The organism is Curvibacter sp. PAE-UM (assembly GCF_001432305.1).
GTDB lineage: Bacteria > Pseudomonadota > Gammaproteobacteria > Burkholderiales > Burkholderiaceae_C > Hylemonella.
In genome coordinates, this window is record NZ_KQ483358.1 from 928,304 (window position 1) to 945,148 (window position 16,845).

19 protein-coding genes and 1 riboswitch are annotated in these 16,845 nt (G+C 68.5%); of the genes, 4 read left to right on the forward strand and 15 right to left on the reverse strand.

Translation table 11 applies throughout. The annotated features are described in order from the left end of the window. Window positions 1-168 precede the first annotated feature (168 nt). The 13 genes from AO057_RS04515 to AO057_RS04575 all read right to left on the reverse strand — a co-directional run bounded on the left by AO057_RS04515 (window position 169) and on the right by AO057_RS04575 (window position 11,693). On the reverse strand, window positions 169-444 hold the full coding sequence (locus AO057_RS04515) for a KTSC domain-containing protein (RefSeq protein WP_057674514.1): 276 nt from the start codon (window positions 442-444) through the stop codon (window positions 169-171). A 73-nt stretch (window positions 445-517) separates the two neighbouring features. Further along, entirely contained in the window at window positions 518-2,926 is a 2,409-nt protein-coding gene (locus AO057_RS04520; protein ID WP_057674515.1) for an AsmA family protein, read from the reverse strand. A gap of 117 nt (window positions 2,927-3,043) precedes the next feature. Continuing rightward, on the reverse strand, window positions 3,044-3,541 hold the full coding sequence (locus tag AO057_RS04525; RefSeq protein WP_057674516.1) for a hypothetical protein: 498 nt from the start codon (window positions 3,539-3,541) through the stop codon (window positions 3,044-3,046). A gap of 24 nt (window positions 3,542-3,565) precedes the next feature. Next, on the reverse strand, window positions 3,566-3,922 hold the full coding sequence (locus AO057_RS04530) for a DUF1304 domain-containing protein (protein WP_057674517.1): 357 nt from the start codon (window positions 3,920-3,922) through the stop codon (window positions 3,566-3,568). A gap of 78 nt (window positions 3,923-4,000) precedes the next feature. Continuing rightward, complete coding sequence (locus tag AO057_RS04535) at window positions 4,001-4,825, reverse strand: HDOD domain-containing protein (RefSeq protein ID WP_057674518.1); 825 nt, start codon at window positions 4,823-4,825, stop codon at window positions 4,001-4,003. A gap of 8 nt (window positions 4,826-4,833) precedes the next feature. Next, window positions 4,834-5,436 (reverse strand): hypothetical protein, encoded by a 603-nt coding sequence (locus tag AO057_RS04540; RefSeq protein WP_057674519.1) that lies wholly within the window; start codon window positions 5,434-5,436, stop codon window positions 4,834-4,836. 43 nt (window positions 5,437-5,479) lie between these two features. Continuing rightward, window positions 5,480-5,725 carry a hypothetical protein gene (locus tag AO057_RS04545; RefSeq protein WP_057674520.1) on the reverse strand — a complete coding sequence of 82 codons (246 nt, stop codon included), beginning with the start codon at window positions 5,723-5,725 and terminating at the stop codon, window positions 5,480-5,482. Beyond that, the gene (locus tag AO057_RS04550) at window positions 5,722-5,940 is read right to left on the reverse strand and encodes a hypothetical protein (RefSeq protein ID WP_057674521.1); all 219 of its coding nucleotides are present in this window, start codon (window positions 5,938-5,940) and stop codon (window positions 5,722-5,724) included. Before AO057_RS04550 ends, AO057_RS04545 begins: the two co-directional genes overlap by 4 nt. Window positions 5,941-6,054: 114 nt before the next feature. Then, a riboswitch (cyclic di-GMP riboswitch) is annotated at window positions 6,055-6,144 on the reverse strand. A gap of 125 nt (window positions 6,145-6,269) precedes the next feature. After that, on the reverse strand, window positions 6,270-7,010 hold the full coding sequence (locus AO057_RS04555) for a sulfite exporter TauE/SafE family protein (RefSeq protein WP_057674522.1): 741 nt from the start codon (window positions 7,008-7,010) through the stop codon (window positions 6,270-6,272). A 7-nt stretch (window positions 7,011-7,017) separates the two neighbouring features. Continuing rightward, window positions 7,018-8,622, reverse strand: coding sequence for an MFS transporter (locus tag AO057_RS04560; protein ID WP_057674523.1), 1,605 nt, complete (start codon window positions 8,620-8,622; stop codon window positions 7,018-7,020). Window positions 8,623-8,673: 51 nt separating this feature from the next. Continuing rightward, complete coding sequence (locus AO057_RS04565; protein ID WP_057674524.1) at window positions 8,674-9,357, reverse strand: glutathione S-transferase family protein; 684 nt, start codon at window positions 9,355-9,357, stop codon at window positions 8,674-8,676. Window positions 9,358-9,377: 20 nt separating this feature from the next. Further along, complete coding sequence (locus tag AO057_RS04570; RefSeq protein ID WP_057674525.1) at window positions 9,378-10,166, reverse strand: phosphatase PAP2 family protein; 789 nt, start codon at window positions 10,164-10,166, stop codon at window positions 9,378-9,380. A 6-nt stretch (window positions 10,167-10,172) separates the two neighbouring features. Then, window positions 10,173-11,693: a glycosyltransferase family 39 protein gene (locus AO057_RS04575; protein WP_057674526.1), complete on the reverse strand. Its 1,521-nt coding sequence runs from the start codon at window positions 11,691-11,693 to the stop codon at window positions 10,173-10,175. A gap of 63 nt (window positions 11,694-11,756) precedes the next feature. Here AO057_RS04575 and AO057_RS04580 point away from each other — a divergent pair, with 63 nt between their 5' ends. Continuing rightward, window positions 11,757-11,978 carry a cysteine-rich CWC family protein gene (locus tag AO057_RS04580; protein WP_057674527.1) on the forward strand — a complete coding sequence of 74 codons (222 nt, stop codon included), beginning with the start codon at window positions 11,757-11,759 and terminating at the stop codon, window positions 11,976-11,978. 2 nt (window positions 11,979-11,980) lie between these two features. On the opposite strand, the gene AO057_RS04585 is transcribed toward AO057_RS04580, so the two are convergent. Further along, window positions 11,981-12,289, reverse strand: a complete 309-nt coding sequence (locus tag AO057_RS04585) for a c-type cytochrome (RefSeq protein ID WP_156404467.1) — start codon at window positions 12,287-12,289, stop codon at window positions 11,981-11,983. Between the two features lie 73 nt (window positions 12,290-12,362). Here AO057_RS04585 and AO057_RS04590 point away from each other — a divergent pair, with 73 nt between their 5' ends. The 3 genes from AO057_RS04590 to AO057_RS04600 are packed head-to-tail and all read left to right on the forward strand — an operon-like array spanning window position 12,363 to window position 15,719. Then, window positions 12,363-13,493 (forward strand): cation diffusion facilitator family transporter, encoded by a 1,131-nt coding sequence (locus AO057_RS04590; protein WP_057674529.1) that lies wholly within the window; start codon window positions 12,363-12,365, stop codon window positions 13,491-13,493. Between the two features lie 23 nt (window positions 13,494-13,516). After that, on the forward strand, window positions 13,517-14,950 hold the full coding sequence (locus AO057_RS04595; RefSeq protein ID WP_240480816.1) for a DHA2 family efflux MFS transporter permease subunit: 1,434 nt from the start codon (window positions 13,517-13,519) through the stop codon (window positions 14,948-14,950). Window positions 14,951-14,954: 4 nt separating this feature from the next. Continuing rightward, a complete protein-coding gene (locus tag AO057_RS04600; RefSeq protein WP_057674531.1) occupies window positions 14,955-15,719 on the forward strand; it encodes a class II glutamine amidotransferase in 765 nt (254 codons plus the stop codon). A gap of 9 nt (window positions 15,720-15,728) precedes the next feature. Here the strand turns inward: AO057_RS04600 and gshB are convergent, their stop codons facing one another. Beyond that, a complete protein-coding gene (gshB, locus tag AO057_RS04605) occupies window positions 15,729-16,691 on the reverse strand; it encodes a glutathione synthase (protein WP_057674532.1) in 963 nt (320 codons plus the stop codon). Window positions 16,692-16,845: the final 154 nt, after the last annotated feature.

Below are 16,845 nucleotides of genomic sequence, written 5' to 3' on the forward strand. Positions count from 1 at the left end.
ACCGCAAAAGTGCGGAATGACATGGACGGAAATTCATCCTAGCGCCCCCGTGTTGCAAGCTAAATGCTTGTTTTGTTTGAAGAATTCTCGCAAATATACCGCGACCGGAGGCTCAAAAAAAACCGCGAAACCTCGCAGTAAGGCCCGTCTCTGCTAAAGCGAGCGCGCTCACTTACCGCCGCCAAACAAATCCCGAAATTTCTGAGTCGCATCGTCGGTGCCCGAGCCCTTGCCCATCGGCACCCCCCTCGGATACTCCTCCGCAATCCGGTCTTCCCAATAAGTCGTCGGGTTCGGTGCGCTGCACAGGCGGCGAAAGACTTCCTGCGGCACCTGCTTGTAGGCCAGCACGGTCTTGCTGTCCCAGTGCAGGTCCAGCTGCTGGGATTTTTCGTCGTAGTCCGCGCGGCGGAAGCGACCGATGGTGAAGGTCTTGCTTTGCATGGCGCATTGTCTCGGGCGCCAGGCCCAGGCGCAAGTGGACTTGCAGCGCCGCCCCTGGTCGCGGCGGTGACGTTTATTTGCCTGCTGGCTTGCCGGCGCCGGCCGTGCTGGCGGTGGTCGTCGTACTGACAGGCGCTGCCGGAATCGGCGCGGCCGCCGCCGTCACGCGCGCCTGGTTGGCCCGCGCCAGCCGGGGCAGATTGCCGCCGCTGGCTTCGCCCAGGCTGTAGCTGAGGGTTGCTGCGCTGCCCTGGCCGTTGATGCGCATGGGGATGTTGATGCCCGCCAGTTCGGCCAGTTCGCCGGCGCTGGCGCGCTTGAGACCCGGTGCCACGGTGGTATCGAGCCAGCCGTCGATCTGCCAGGTGCCGAGGTCCAGGTCCATCTCGCCCTTGCTGGTGAAGAGCGGGGACTTCAGCAGCAGGTCTTCGCTGCGTGCCTTGCCTTGCGCCAAGGTCATGCTGGCTTTGAGTTCGTTGTAGGCCGTGTTTTCCGTCAGGCGCACGCTGTCGCGACGCTCGGCGCCGGCCAGGCCCAGCTGCTCCTTGCCGGCCAGCAGGGCTTCGCCCAGCTGCACGCCGGCCAGCGTGCCGCGCGTGAGCGCCAGGCTGGCCGTGCCCGTGAGCGACTGGCGCAGCGCTGGCAGCGTGGCACCTTGCGCGCTCAGGTCGAACAGCAGGTTGCCCTTGCCGCTGAGCCGGGCCTCGCCGCCCGTCAGGTCGGCCAGCAGGGCATCGATCTGCACGCCCGTGAGTTTCTGGCGCACGCTGAGTTGCGGCGCCTCGCCGGCGCTCAGGGTCAGGCCGCCTTGCAGGTTGCCGCCATAGAGCTGTGCCGAGAGCGGCTCCACACTGAGCGTGCCCGAGGCGGCGCGCAGTTCGGCCGTGAATGCACCCGTCTGCAGGCGCGCCATGCGCAGTGACTCGCTGCGCAGCTTGCCGCGCAGGTTCAGGGTCTTGAGCCGGTCGAAGTCCTGGGCTTGCGTGCTTTCCTGCAGGCGGCGTGCCCAGTCGCTGACCAGGTAGCGGTCCAGGTCCAGCGCGCTGGCTGTGAGATCGAAGGTCCAGGCCGGGGCCTTGAAGTCCTGCAACTGCACGCGGCCGCTGAGCTGGTTGTCATCCACGCCGGCCTTCACGTCCAGCGTCACCTCCTGCGTGGCCAGTGCGGCCAACAGCTTGCCGCTGGCCGTGGCCTGCAGGCGCGCAGCCAGCAGGGGGTGGCTGGCGCTCCAGCTGGTGTTGAGAGCGTCGAGTTGCAGCTGGCGTTTCTCGGTGTCGTAGAGCAGGGGGCTGTTGCCGCGCCCCTGCAGCAGACCACCGGCGTGTTTGAGTTCGATGCTGCCTTGCACATCGGCGCTCTTCCAGCTCTTGGCGCCGGCTTCGATGGCCGGTACCTGCAGCGTGGCGGCCAGCACGGACGGTTCGCGTGTGATGCGGCCTTCCAGGGCCAGGGTGCTGGCCTGCCAGAGGTCGCGCGTGAGCTGCACGCGCGCCGCCGCCAGCTTGCCTTCAAAAGGGTCCTGCGCCAGCCGGCCGCGTGCCGTGGCGCTGAAGGGCTCCAGCACCAGCCGGTGCTGATCCGGCCAGGCCGTGAGCCTGCCGCGCCAGTCCAGCAGCAGTTCGTTGAAGCCGCCGGCCTCGCCCTGCGCCTGGCCTTCCATCTGGGACAGCTCGTAGCGATGGGCGGCGTGGTCGTAGAGCAGCTGCGCGTTCAGGCGCAGCTGCAGGTCCAGCGGCGGCTGTGCCGACTGCAGGCGCAGGCTGGCCTGCACCTGCCCGGCCGTGGCGTCGGCCAGGCGGCCGGTTTCCAGCTTGAGTTCGTGCACGAAATAGGTCTGGCCCGAGGCCTCGTCATGGAGCTTGAGCGTGGAGTCGAGTACGCGCACTTTCTCCACCGCGAACTGGAGTTCGCCCATCCAGTCGGCCGGCTGCAACAGGTCGTCGAAATTGGTGCTGCCGTCGGGGTGGCGTTGCAGGTTGGCGTGCACGCCGTCGAGCACGACGCGTTCCACCTGCACCTGCTTGATGAACAGGGGCCACCAGGCGACGTAGAGCCGCGCGTTCTCCACCGAGGCGAACTTGAGGCTGCTGTTGCGCTGGCTCAGGCTGAGCTTGCCGGTTTCCAGGCCCAGTTGCGGGAACCAGGTGACGTGGATGTCGCCTTCGAGCACCAGGTCGCGCTGTTTGTGGGTCTTGACGTAGTCGACGATCTGCGACTTGAAGTCGTTGGCGTCGAGCAGGTGGAAGGCCAGGCTCACGATGCCGCCGATCAGCATGAGCATCAGCACCAGGCTGCCCAGCGCGTGGCGCCAGTGTTCCTTGGCGTAGCCCTCGGCAAAGGGCAGCTTGACCGGGGTGACGTAAGCGAGCGTGACGCCGACCACCCCGTACCAGCCCAGGAAGGCAAGTTTGAGCGAGCCCGCCTGCGCGGGGACGGGTACAGGTGCAGGTGCAGGTGGCGCTTTCTTGCCGGGCTTGCTCATGGTGAGGGGGAGAAGACGGGGACAACCATTCTTGATGAAGTGGCTGTTGCCGTCTGTAAGTTGTGGTAACGCCGGCGTGGCGTGATGCGCGTCATGTCCCTGAAGCGGCCCGTTGCCTCAGGCCGGTTTTTTCCGTCTGAGGAAAAACCAGGCATACAGCGCGGCCAGCAGCAGCACGTTGCCGAAGAAGATGCGCGGGTCGCTCCACGGCACCCCGTCGACGCGCACATCCGAGAGTGGCCACAGGAAGGGCGTGGGGAAGAACGCTTCGCTGTGCGTGAAGATGTCCACCGCGATGTGCAGGCCCCAGGCGCCCAGCTCCATCAGGGGCTTGCCGCGCACCAGCCAGACCAGGCCGAACACGAGGGCGAACACCACCAGGCTGTGCGTGGCGTTGTAGAGGCTGTGCACGTAGGCCGGGATGAGCGTGGGGTCCGGCGGGTGGCCCAGGCCGTTGAAAAAATCCAGGCCGTGGACCCGCAGGCCGTTGGCGAAGACCAGGCCGAAGGAAAAGAGATCGGGTGCGGTACCGATGGCGAAGGCGGTCCAGAAGCTGCGCCGGCTGGCGCGCCCCAGCGCGAGGCCGCCCCAGAGTCCGTGCGAGACGATGTCCATGTGCGGGGTTGCAGCCGGCGGGGACTAGGACAGCATCAGCAGCACCAGGCCCAGCGCGGCCGGCAGGGCCTGCACGAAGAGGATCTTGCGGCTGGCGGTGGCCGCGCCGTACAGGCCGGCCACCAGCACGCAGAGCAGGAAGAAGACCTGGATGTGCGTACCCGCCGCGCCCAGGCTCAGCCCCCAGAGCAGGCCGGCTGCCAGGAAGCCGTTGTACAGGCCCTGGTTGGCGGCCAGCACCTTGGAGGCCTGGGCCTTCTCCAGCGTCTGGCCGAAGGCTTTCAGGCCGGCCGGCTTGTCCCAGAGGAACATTTCCAGCACGAGGAACCAGATGTGCAGCAGGGCGACCAGGACGATGACGATGGCGGCAAGGATGGACATGGCGTTTCCTTCGGGTGGGGTGCGCAGGTGTGGAACGATACCGCAGGCGCAGACCGGCGAGGAAAAGCGTCCGCAACTCTAGCCGGTCAGGGCGTCAACCTCCTGCCCCGTGGTCCAGGCGATGGGGTCGCGGTCCAGCACGTCGTGCAGGTCCAGCTGCAGGGCCAGGGCCGTGGTGTCGGGAAAGGTCCCGGCCAGATCGCGGTCGGTGTAGCCCATCTCCATGGTGCGGCAGCGCCACACCGCCAGGTGCAGGATGCCGCTGAGGGGCTCGTAGTTGTCGCGCTCGAAAGGCGCGTCCTGGTGTTCCAGGATGTCCACCAGGGCCTGTGGCAGCTGCCAGGCGCGCGCCAGGTCGGCCCCGACCTGGGCGTAGTTGTAGCCGACCAGTTCGTATTCGGCGCTGTGCCGCTGCGGGGCGTACAGGGGCACACGACGGTCGAGTTCTTCCATCTGCCTGGGCATGCCCAGGTGCATGACCAGCATGCCCAGGCCGTGCAGCAGTCCGGCCGTGAACGGTGACACCGCATGGCGGGCGTCCTTGGCCAGGTGCCGCGTGAGCTTGGCCACGTTCAGGCTGTAGCGCCAGAAGCGCGGCATGTCCACATTGCCGACCTGGCGGAAGGCGCTGGTGGCGGCCGCGGCGTAGGCCAGCTCGCGCACCTGCTGCAGGCCCACCAGGGCCATGGCCTCGCCCACGCTGGTGATCGGCTTCTGCAGCTGGTGGTGCGCCGTGCCGACGAGTTGCAGCAGGCGCGTGGTCAGCACGGGGTCCTGGCCCAGGAGCCGGTTGATCTGGAAGAGATCGGGCTCGTCCCGGTCGAGTTCGGCCAGCAGCAGCGCGATCACGCGGGGAATGCTGGGAAGCGCGGCGGGGGACTGGAGCAGGCTGGCGAGTTCCATGGAGTGCTTCAGAGTTGCCCGTACTGGGTGCTGCCGATGTCGCTTTTCCCGCCGCCTGCGGCGGGGGCACCGGGCGTGCTGTTCGCGCTGCCCGTCGGTGGCGCCGGTTCGGCGGGGGTCTCCGCGCTGCGGCGCGCCAGTCGCACCCTGGCGTGGGAGACGTCACCCGGCACTTCGCGTGTGCGCATGGCCACACCGGCCTGCTCGGTGCCGTCGCCGGCCCGGGCCGGCATGGCGAAGGCGTCGACCGATTCGTCGACGCGCCAGAAGACGCCCTGCAGCGTGACACCGGCGCGGTTCGTGGCGCCGGTCATCATGCGCTGCTCGGCCTGGGCGAAGCTGGCGGTGGTGCCGTTCCATTTGGCTTCGAACAGCTTGCTGACTTCGATCATGGCAATGAAGACCTCGTGCTGCTGGTCGACGTTCACCACCTTGAACTTGTACATGTTGGAAAGCACTTCCATGGCCAGCATGCTTTCGCGGATGGACTGGTAGAGCATCTCGCGTCGATAGCGCATGCCCTCGTCGGGTGGCATGCGTTCCGCACGGGCTTCGCGCTGGGCCGGGGCGGCGGACTTCTGGCCGAGCAGGGTCTTGATTTGGGGCAGCATGGGGCGTACTCAGGTGGCGATGTCGAGGGGGGTGGGTGGCGTCTCAGCGGAATTTCATCCGGGCCTGGAAGGCGGCCCAGCAGTTGGCGCAGCGGAAACGGCCGGGCGAGGTCTCCACGCCGCCCGCTGCGGGCCGGTCGGCCTGGCATTCGCCGATGCAAAAGCGCAGCTTGTCACGTTGCGGGTCGAGCGAACCCGGCAAGGCGGGTAACATGCGCCCGCGCGCCGCACGGGTTTTCACCGTGGCGGCTTCCGGCAGGGGGTCTGTGATGGCGCTGGACGGGTTCACAACGCGGCCTCGGCCAGCTGCTTCTGTTGCCGTATCCGCCGGGTGTATTCGCGCAGGGCTTCTTCCGCCCGGTCGATCTCGCGGGACGGTGCGGCCCGTGGGGGCCGCAGGCAGTCCTGCAGCACCGAGCTCATGGCGGCCAGGGTGTCATGCCACGCCGTTTCTGCGTCGGTAGCCGGCGGGCGGGGGGCGAACTCTGCTTGCGGGTGTTCCATGCGTGCTTCCATTCAAGGGCTGGCACGCTGGCAAAAGTGGGAGTGGCAAAACACGGAAACGCGCAGGTGGCGTTTCTGTTTGCGACAAGAGCCGGTCCCGAAACAGACCGTCTTGACGGCAACCCCGCTATCGTGCCCAGGGAAGGGGCTTTAGACCGGAGGTTTTGCGACCCCGACTTTCGTGCGGGTGTGCCAAATTGAGAATTCTATCGGCGAATAGCCGGGCGTAGGCGAGCAAATCTGAGCGGGCTGGCGCCTTCATTGCTGCGGAGCATGGCTATGAGCGATGGCCGATTGATAGCGGCCTTATGGCCAGATGGCCTGCCCAGTCAGTCATGCGGCCAGGCCATCCACAGGATGGAAAGCCCGGACACCAGCATCACGGCTTCCATGAGTTGCAGGAATCGGTGCTCGGGCAGGTGCAGTACCAGGCGCTTGGACAGGGTGGAGCCGATGAGCACGAAGACGCCGATCAGCAGGCCCTGGCTGATGGCGCGGTTGTCGATCACGCCCAGCGTGTGGAAGGCCGCGCCCTTGGCCAGGAAGACGGCCAGCGAACTGGCGGCCTCGGTGCCGATGTAGGCGCCTTTCACCAGGCCGAAGGCCAGGAAGAACGGGGTGTTGATCGCACCGGTGGAGGCGACGATGCCCGTGAGGTAGCCGATGACCGCGCCCACCAGCGCCATGTGGCCGAGGTGGGGTTTCCATTCCATGCGGCGCAGCCAGCGCCTCACCGGGATCATCAGCAGCAGGAAGCTGCCGAGGATGAGCTCGATCAGGCGCGGGTTGAACTGCACCAGGGTGTGGGCGCCCAGCACCACGGCGGGCACGGAGGTGGCCGCATAGACGCCGCAGAGTTTCCAGTCGATGCTGCGCCACCACAGGCCCACGCGCGCCAGGTTGGCCACGATGGCCACCAGCGCAATCACGGGCACGGCCGTCATGGGGCCGTAGAAGTACACCAGCGGCGGCATCAGCAGGATGGTGGTGCCAAAGCCGATCACGCCGCCCAGCACGCCGGCGCCCAGGCCAACGGCACAGATCAGCAGCATGGGCAGCAGTTCGCTCATGGCCGCTTCAGTTGCGCACCGTGCTCTCGATCACGAAGCGTTTCACGACCAGCGGGGCGTCGCCGATGTGAAAAGCCCGCGCGCGCTCGCGCAGCGCGACGTCATCGGCCGTCATGCGCTCGAAGCGGCGCAGGTGATCGGTCCAGGATTCATCGACGATGTGCTCGACGTAGACCCCCGGCTGGCTCAGGTCGTGCAGCAGCTCCCAGTGGAGCGCGCCTCGGCGCAGGCGGCTGTGCCGGTTGTCCTCCAGCACGGCCTTGAATGCTTCGGCCTGGGCCGGATCGATGCGGTACTCGATCGTGACCAGGATGTGGCCGGAGGGCGGTGGTGTGCTGACCACCGGTTGCGTGTACTCGCTCGCCGGCGTCAGGTCTTCCTCGCCGTGGTGGCCCGCCCAGTAGCGCCGGGCCAGGAACAGGGTGAGCACGGCAGAAATGGCCGCCACCAGCAGGCTGGTCTGCACGCTGCTCCAGGTCGCCACCTGGCCCCAGACGGCGGCGCCGATGGCGCCGGAGCCCATGAGCGCCATCTGGTACATGGACATGCCCCGGGCGCGCACCCAGTTGGGCAGCGCCATCTGGGCCGACACGCTCAGGGAATTGGCCACCGTGATCCAGGCCACCCCGCCCAGGAACATGGTGGGCACGGCCAGGTAAATATTGGGCGTGAAGGCGATCACGGCCATCGATGCCGCCTGCAGCACGGTGCCGAAGACCACGCGCTGATCGAGGTTCATGGCCTGGCGCATGCGCGGCAGGAAGAGCACGGCGACGACAGCGCCCGAGCCCATGGCGGCCAGCAGCAGGGTGAAGGTGCCGGCGCCGCCGTCGGGCAGGCCGCGCGCCACCAGCGGCAGCAGGGCCAGCACCGCCGTGCAGTGGCTGTAGAACAGGGCGATGCGCAACAGCACCACACGCAGGCGCGCCGAATGCGCGACGAACTGCATACCCACCCGCATGGCGCTGAAGAGTTTCTCCCGGCCCAGGGGGTTGGGTTTGTGCTCGCGGCGCCAGCGCATGATGGTGAAACCGGCGATCACGGAGAGCGCGGCATTGAGCAGGAAGACGTAGAGGGTGCCGGCGCTGGCGATCAGGGCGCCGGCCACCAGCGGCCCGATGATGCGCGAACCGTTCATCGCCGCGCCATTGAGGGCCAGGGCCGCCGGCAGTTGCGTGCGCGGCACCAGCTCGGGCACGATGGCCGCGAACACCGGCCAGCGCATGGCCAGGCCGATGCCGTTGGCAAAGGTCAGCAGCAGCAGCAGGGCCGGCGACATCCAGCCCGCCAGGATGGTCACGCACATCAGCAGGGCCACGCCGGCTACCCAGAACTGGGTCAGGATGAAATAGCGCCGGCGGTCCAGGATGTCGGCCATGGCCCCGCTGGGCAGGCCCAGCAGGAACACCGGCAGGGTGGAGGCGGTCTGCACCAGGGCCACCCAGATGGGGGTCGTGGTGAGCGAGGTCATCATCCACGCGGCCGCGACATCGTTCATCCACATGCAGACGTTGGCGGTCAGCCAGGTGGCCCACAGCATGCGGAACACCGGCAGGCGCAGCGGGGCCAGGGCGGACGGGGGAGCGTTGTCGGCGGGAGCGGGGGACGTCATCGCAGCGGAAGGTCTGGCACGGAACAGGGACAGCCGGGCGCTCACATGTTGTCAGGCGGCCCGTTCCCTGCGTGCAGCGCCTTCGTAAAGATCCAGGCAACGCTCACGCCAGGCGTGGACCGGATCGTCGGCGAGCAGCAACTGGAAGGGGCTGCTCACGCGCGCCCACATGAAACCGCCGAAGGCCAGGTAGTCGGCATAGCCGGGCTGCTCGCCGCAGATGTAGGGTCCGTCGCCCAGCGCCAGACGCAGGGGCTGCAGCGATTTGCGGAAGGCATCGACGCGGTCCTCGCGGCCGGCCTGCAGGTCTTCCAGTGTGGTCTTGTACATCTTCTCGCGCGAAGCGCGGAAGTAGGCCTGGTCAGCCGGGTCCAGGCTGTCGTGCAGGTCCTTGAGGATCAGGCGCGCAATGCCGCCGTGAATCGTGGTCTGCGCCCAGTACTGGAAGAACTTGAGCACATGCCCCTCGGCGCCGGCGGGGATCAGACGCGGTGTGTCGGGAAAGGCCGTGTCCAGGTGCTGCGCGATGGCCCAGCTGTCGGTGACGAGCTTGCCGTCATGCGAGAGGGTGGGGATGGTCAGCTTGTCACCGCCGCTGTGGATGCCGGGGATGTCGCCGAACAGCACGTCGCGCACCTCGAAGGCCAGGCCCTTGTGCAGCAGGGCCAAGCGCGCACGCCAGCTGTTGGGGCTGAAGTGGGCGCGTTTTGCATTCACCAGGTCATACAGCAGCATGGGTATGTTTCCGTCAGGTTTCAGTTGGTGCGCAGGCTGCGCGCGGCAAACAGCGCCAGGCAGGCGGCCAGGAAGGCCCCCAGCGCGTACTGCCAGGGCATGTTGATGGCAAAGCCCATCTCGTCGGTCCACAGCACGTAGAGGCAGTACAGGCCGAACACGGCCACACCGCGCATCAGCCAGGCCTGCGGCCGCAGGTGGCGCTCGGGGATGCGCCCGGCCAGCCAGGCGCCCGTCAGTCCGCTGAGCAGGCCGATGGCCGCGCCCACCGACACGTCGGCCGGCCAGTGGGCGCCCACGGCGATGCGCGAGCAGGCCACGCCGAAGGCGAAGACGAAAAGCCAGAGCCAGCGCAGGCGCCGGCCCGGCTCCAGCGCGAAATAGATGGCGGTGGCGCCGGCGAAGGCGGTGATGGCATGCCCCGACGGCATGGCGGCGATGAAGAGCGGCTCGCCGATGACGTGGATGCCCTCCAGGCCCAGCACTTCGAGCGGGCGCGGGTTGTCGGCCAGGTTCTTGCCCACGCGCGTGAGCACGCCGGCCAGCGGCGCGGCGCAGATCCAGGCCAGGACGATGCGCGGTGCGCGCCACAGCGCTGGCGCCGTGGCGGCATAGATGGCCCAGCCGGTGCCGAAGAGCGAGAGCAGGGCCCATAAGCCGTCCGGCAACACCATGAAGGCGCGGTTGAGCGTGCGGAACACGCCGGGTTCGTACCAGCCCAGCCACAGCGGCGCGGTCAACGCGGCCACGAGGAAGGGAAGGGCCCAGTGCCAGGGGGCGATGCGGCGGCGGGTGACAGCGTTGTTCATGGAAGTTCAGGAAGCGTCCTGGCGGCGCGGCGCGGGGCGGTCGCCCCAGCCGTGGCACAGGTACAGGCGAAAGCGCGAGATGGCGCGCCCGGCGTGCTGCACGGCAAAGCTCTCGCCCGGCTCGCAGCGTTCGAACAGGCCCTCGCCCACGGGCAGCTGGTGCGCCATCTGCGACCAGTCCAGCAGCACGGCGCTCTCGCCCACGGGCAGGGGCCCGGTCCACAGCGAGAACTGGTCGAAGTCGGGCGCCAGCACGTGCACCGGCAGGGGGCGGGCATACCAGGCGAAGCGGCTGGCCAGGGTCCAGTTCTGCACGGCCAGATGGGAGATGTTGTTATCACGTGCCAGTTGCTGTGCGTGCGCGCCGGCCTCGTCCCAGCCGTAGAAATCGGTGAAGGGGTTGACCATTTCCGGTTCGCCGCTGCCGGGTTCTTCACCGGCGATCCAGGGCGGGCCGGCCAGCAGCATGAGCACGTACATGCCCAGGGTGAAGAGGGCCTGCAGGCTGCCCAGCACCCAGATCAGCGTGCGTCGCCCGCCCGCCCACAGGGCCGCCAGGCCGAGGCCGGCAAAGGGCGCCAGGGCCACCCAGGCCGGCGCCGTCCAGTGCGGCAGGCTGGAGCCGCCGCCCGAGAGATAGGCCAGCACGGCGAAGGGCAGGGCGAAGAAGGCCAGCAGCCAGGCCTGGGAACGGTCCAGCTCGAAGCCGCCCAGCACCTTGTGGCGCAGGCCGAAGCCGCCCCAGACCAGCAGCGGATAGAGCAGGGCTTGCGCCAGCAGGAAGACCAGCACCTGGCCGAGTTGCCAGTGGCTGCCCTTGCCGTGCTTGAGCTGGTAGGCAAAGGAGATCCAGTCGTGTTGCGCGTTCCACACGAAGACCGGCAGCACCAGCACCACGGCCAGCAGCAGGGCGATCCACGGGCCGGCTTGCCTGAGCAGGCGCAGGCCATGGGCCGACAGCAGGCAGGCCAGCACCGGCAGCGCGGCGAAGATGGCGGTGTATTTGGAGAGGCCGGCCAGCCCGAGCAGCGCGCCCAGCAGCAGCCATTCGGGCAGGCGCTGCGCGACACTCTCGTCCAGCAGGCGCAGGGTCTGCCAGAGGATGGCGGCGGTGAACAGCATCAGCAGGGTGTCGGGCAGCAGGCCGATGCCCAGGATGTGCAGCACCGGCGCCAGGCTGTAGGCCAGCACGGCCCACAGGCCGGCGGCGTCGGCGCTGCCGGCGGCCGGCACCAGCAGGGTGTGCAGGCGGCGCGCAGTGTCGTGGATGAAGAGGGCGGTGAACGCCCAGAGGGCTTCGGGGATGAGACGCAGGAAACCCTCCGGCGCGTCCAGCGCCACCAGCGGCCACTGCACCCAGCCCACCAGGGGCGGGTGGTCGTAATAACTCAACGCCGGCTGGGCGCCGTAGAGCGCGTAGTGCGCCTCGTCACCCGAGAGGCCCAGCACCCAGCCCAGCACGAAGTGCAGCAGGCTGTGGCCCAGCAGGAGCAGGGCCAGCACGGTGGAGGGGCGGACGGCAGGCACGATGGATTTCGAGAGACGGGATCGTGGAGTCTAAACGAGGCCCCGGCGGCTAAACTGCTCCTCATGCAGACACCCCTTGCCAGCGTCGACCCCTGCCGTTGCCCCCTGTGCGGCCAGCCCAATGGCTGTGCCAACGAAGTCGCGCGCGCGACCGGCCAGGCCCAGCCGCCCTGCTGGTGCACCACCGTGACGTTTGCGCCGGATCTGCTGGCGCGTGTGCCGGCCGAGGCGCAGCGCAAGGCCTGCATCTGCGCGGCCTGCGCCCGGGCGGCCCCGCCTCCCTGATTTCACTTCGCGCCCTCGATGATCCAGCGCATCAGCGCTTCGCATTCCTCGGGGCTAAGGCGCTCATGCGCGGCGATGTGGGCGAACAGGCCGCCCTCGCGCAGCTTGTCGGCCAGCCGGCGCGGGGCGTCGGCCTGGCCGCGGTAGCGCGCGTAGTCGGTCGCCAGCTGGGCCATGCCCGGTGCGTTGCGCCGGGGTGGTTCGCCGTGGCAGTTGTAGCAGCCTTTGTCCAGCGCGAGTTGCGAGCTGGCCTGGGCCGGCAAGGCGGCCAGGGACAGAAGGAGCAGGAAGGTCAGGCGGCGCGGCATCATGTCTGCATGGTGCCACCAAGGGGGCCTGCCTGCTAGCATCAGGTTCCCGCCACCCCCGGACCCGCACCCTGCCATGACACGCAGCAACGAAGAGCAACGCCAGGCCCTGCGCTCGACCTGGATCAGCGTCTGGGTCAATCTGTTCCTGGCCAGTGCGCAGGTGGTGATCGGCGTGTTCGCGCGGTCCCAGGCCCTGATTGCCGACGGCCTGCATTCCCTGTCCGACCTGGTGGCCGATGGCGTGGTGCTGTTTGCCGCGCGCCATTCGCACGCCGAGGCCGATGCGGAGCACCCCTACGGCCATGCCCGCTTCGAGACGGCCGCCTCGCTGGCCATCGGCCTGATCCTGCTGGCCACCGGCGTGGGCATGGTGTGGACGGCCGGGGTCAAGCTGCACGACGGCCAGAGCCTGGGGGCCGTGCATCCGCTGGCGCTGGTGGCGGCTTTCATCACGCTGGTCGCCAAGGAGGGGCTGTTCCGCTACATGCGGCGCATCGGCGAGCGGCTCAAGTCCTCCATGCTGATCGCCAACGCCTGGCACGCGCGCGCCGACGCCGCCTCGTCCCTGGTGGTGGCGGTGGGCATAACGGCCAACCTGCTGGGTTACCACAGCATGGACGCGGTGGCAGCCGTCATCGTGGGTTTCATGATCGTCAAGGCCGGCTGGGATTTCTCGGTTGATGCCTTCCACAGCCTGACCGACCACGCGCTCGATCCCGGGGAGATCGCGCGCATCCTGCAGACCGCCGAGGCGGTCGACGGCGTGCTGGACGTGCACAACCTGCGCACCCGCCGCATGGGCGACTGGGCCGTGATCGACATGCACGTCGAGGTGGACACGCATCTGTCGGTGTCCGAAGGGCACTACATCGCCGAACAGATCAGCGCGCAGGTCAAGGCGGCGCACCGCGTCGCCGAGTGCACCGTGCACATCGACCCCGGCACGGTGCGGCATCTGGCGCGCGTGCTGGCGCTGCCGTCGCGCACGCAGGTGCAGGCCAGGGCGCAGCAGGTGCTGGGCCATCCGGTGACGCTGCGCCTGCATTACCTGGAGGGCGGGCTGGAGGTGGAGGCCGAGCTGGCCGTGCACGTCACGGCAGCGGAATTGCAGCGCCTGCAGCGTGCCTTGCAATTGGCCCTGGCGGAGCTCGGCCACGTGGCCGGCGTCAGCCTGCGCTGCGCCCCCGCCGGAGGGCCTGTGTGACGCATCCGGCCACCCTGCCCGAGATGCAGGCGCGTTACGGCGAGCGCTACCGCTGGCTGCTCTTGCTGGCGGTGATGGTGGGCACCATGGCCTCCATCATGTCGTCCACCATCATCAACGTGGCGATTCCCGACATGAGCCAGCAGTTCACGCTGGGCCAGGAGCGCGCGCAGTGGGCCACGTCCAGCTTCATGGTGGCGACCACGGTGGCCATGCTGTGCACGCCCTGGCTGCTGGCGAGCTTCGGTTACCGCCGCACTTACGTGGTGGCCATGCTGATGTTGCTGGGCGGCGGTGTCTGGGGCGGCCTGGCAGGGAATTTCGAGGTGGTGCTGGCCGCGCGCGTGGTCGAGGGCCTGGCCGCGGGGGTGGTACAGCCGATCCCGGCCATCATCATCATGCGCGCCTTCCAGCCGCAGGAACGCGGCCGCGCCGGCGGCATCTTCGGCATGGGTGTGGTGCTGGCCCCGGCGCTGGGCCCCAGCATCGGCGGTCTGCTGGTGGACTGGTTCGGCTGGCGCTCGATCTTCTTCATGGTCGTGCCCTTCTGCCTGGCCTCGATCTGGCTGGCCTACCGTTATGTGCCGGTCACCGCGCCCGGTGGCGCCGCGGCCGACCGCCTGGGCAACCGCCTGGACTGGGCTGGCCTGCTGCTGGCCACCGTGGGCACGCTGTGCCTGCTCAACGGCATGGTCGAGCTGCATGGCGCAACTTCCGCACAGGCCTGGGTGCTGCTGGGTGTGGCGCTGGCCTGCACGGTGGCGTTCATCGGCTGGCAGCGGCACCAGGCGCGGCGCGGCGACATGCCGCTCATGCACCCGGACCTGTTCGCCTTCCGCTCCTTCGCCATGGGCAGCCTGGTGGCCTTCATCTACGGCACGGCGCTGTTCGGCTCGACCTACCTGCTGCCGCTGTACATCCAGATGGCGCAGCAGCTCTCGGCGTCCCACGTGGGCACCATCATGCTGCCGGCGGGGCTGGTGCTGGCCGTCACCATCCCCCTGGCCGGGCGCCTGTCGGACCACTGGCCGATCCGCGTGCTGATCTGCCTGGGCCTGGCGCTGCTGGCCGCCTCCTTTGCGCTGATGGTGACGATCAGCCTGCACGCCACGCTGTGGCTGCTGGTGGCCTGGGTGGTGCTGGGGCGCATCGGCCTGGGCTTCATCCTGCCTTCGCTGAACAACGGCGCCATGGCGGGCCTGGAGCCGCGGCTGATCTCGCAGGCCTCCAGCGCCATCAATTTCCTGCGCATGCTGGGCGGTGCCGTGGGCGTGAGCCTGTGCGGCATCGTGCTGGAGTGGCGCATCGCCGCGCACGGCGACAGCCTGGGCCATCCCGACAGCAGCCTGGCGCGGCTGGCCGCCTTCGACGAGACCTTCGTGATGTTGGCGGGGGTCTGCGCGCTGGCCATGCTGGCGGCCTGGCAGATGCGCACGCCGGCGCGACTGGAGACATAAGACCATGTGCCAGCTGCTGGGCATGAACTGCAATGTGCCGACCGACGTGATGTTCAGCTTCGCCGGTTTTGCCGAGCGTGGCGGGCGCACCGATCATCATGGCGACGGCTGGGGCATCGCCTTCTTCGAGGACAAGGGCCTGCGCCATTTCGTCGACCACCAGTCGGCCGCCGGGTCGCCGGTGGCCGAACTGATCCGCCACTACCCGATCAAGAGCCGCAACGTCATCTCCCACATCCGCAAGGCCACACAGGGGGCGGTGACGCTGGAGAACTGCCATCCCTTCGTGCGTGAACTCTGGGGGCGCTACTGGGTGTTTGCGCACAACGGCGACCTCAAGGACTACCAGCCCAGACTGCACGGCAGCTTCCGCCCGGTGGGCCACACCGACAGCGAGCGCGCCTTCTGCTGGCTGCTGCAGGAACTGGCCAAGTCGCACGCCAGCGTGCCCCCCATCGCCGAGCTCACCTTGACCCTGCGCGAACTGGTGCCGCAGATCGCGCGCCACGGCACCTTCAATTTCCTGCTGAGCAATGGCGAGGCGCTGTGGGCCCATGCGTCCACGAACCTGTACCACGTGGTGCGCCAGCACCCCTTCGGCAGCGCCACGCTGCGCGACGAGGACCTGAGCGTGAACTTCGCCGAGCACGCCGCGCCGGGTGACCGGGTGGCGGTGGTGGTGACGGCGCCGCTGACCACCGACGAGGTGTGGATGCCGTTCGCGCCGGGTGAGTTGCGGGTCTTCGTGGACGGCGCGCCGGTCGCCTAAGGCGGGTCTTCAGCGCACCGTCAGCGCCACTTCCAGCGTGTCGATGAACATGGCCGCGACGTCGAAGCCGGCCTGGTCGGTGATTTCCTGGAAGCAGGTGGGGCTGGTGACGTTGATCTCGGTGAGGCAGTCGCCGATCACGTCCAGGCCGATCAGCAGCAGGCCGCGCGCAGCCAGCACCGGGCCGATGGCTTCGGCGATCTCGCGGTCGCGTGCGCTCAGGGGCTGGGCCACGCCCTTGCCGCCGGCCGCCAGGTTGCCGCGCACTTCGCCGCCCTGCGGGATGCGTGCCAGGCTGTAGGGTACGGGCTTGCCGCCTATGACCAGGATGCGCTTGTCGCCCTGGGTGATGGCGGGCAGGAATTTCTGCACCATCAGGGTCTGCGCGCCGTGGCGGTTCAGCGTCTCGATGATGCTGCCCAGGTTCAGGCCGTCGTCGCGCACCCGGAAGATGCCGGCACCACCCATGCCGTCCAGCGGCTTGAGGATGATGTCGCGGTGCTGGGCGTGGAAGTCGCGCACGGCCTGCGCCTCGCGCGTGACCAGGGTGGGCGTGGTGAATTGCGGAAATTCGAGGATGGCCAGCTTTTCCGGGTGGTCGCGCAGCGCGCGCGGCTTGTTGAAGACCCGGGCGCCCTCGCGCTCGGCCTGCTCCAGCAGGTGGGTGGCGTAGAAGAACTCGCTGTCGAAGGGCGGGTCCTTGCGCATGACGATGGCGTCGAAGTCGCGCAGCGCAGCCAGGCGCTGGGCCGGTGGCAGCGGCGACTCGTGGAACCAGTGCTCCTCATGGCCGGTCAGCCGGATGCGGCGCACATGCGCCTGCACACCGGTGCTGGCCAGCCAGCTCATCTGCTGCGGCTCGCAGGCGGCCACCGTGTGGCCCCGGCGCTGCGCCTCGCGCATCATGGCAAAGGTGCTGTCCTTGTAGGTCTTGAAGGATTCCAGCGGGTCGGCAACAAAGAGCAGGTTCATGGCGGACGGTCGCAGCGTGATGAGGGGCGATGGTCCCGCACGGGCGGGGTGGAGCCGGGCTCGTTGCGCTAAAGCGCGGGAGTCCGTGCCGGGAAGTCTCTCACGAAACCGCAAGACACAGGGCTTCGGGCGTCTATGGATACAGGGCGGCCCT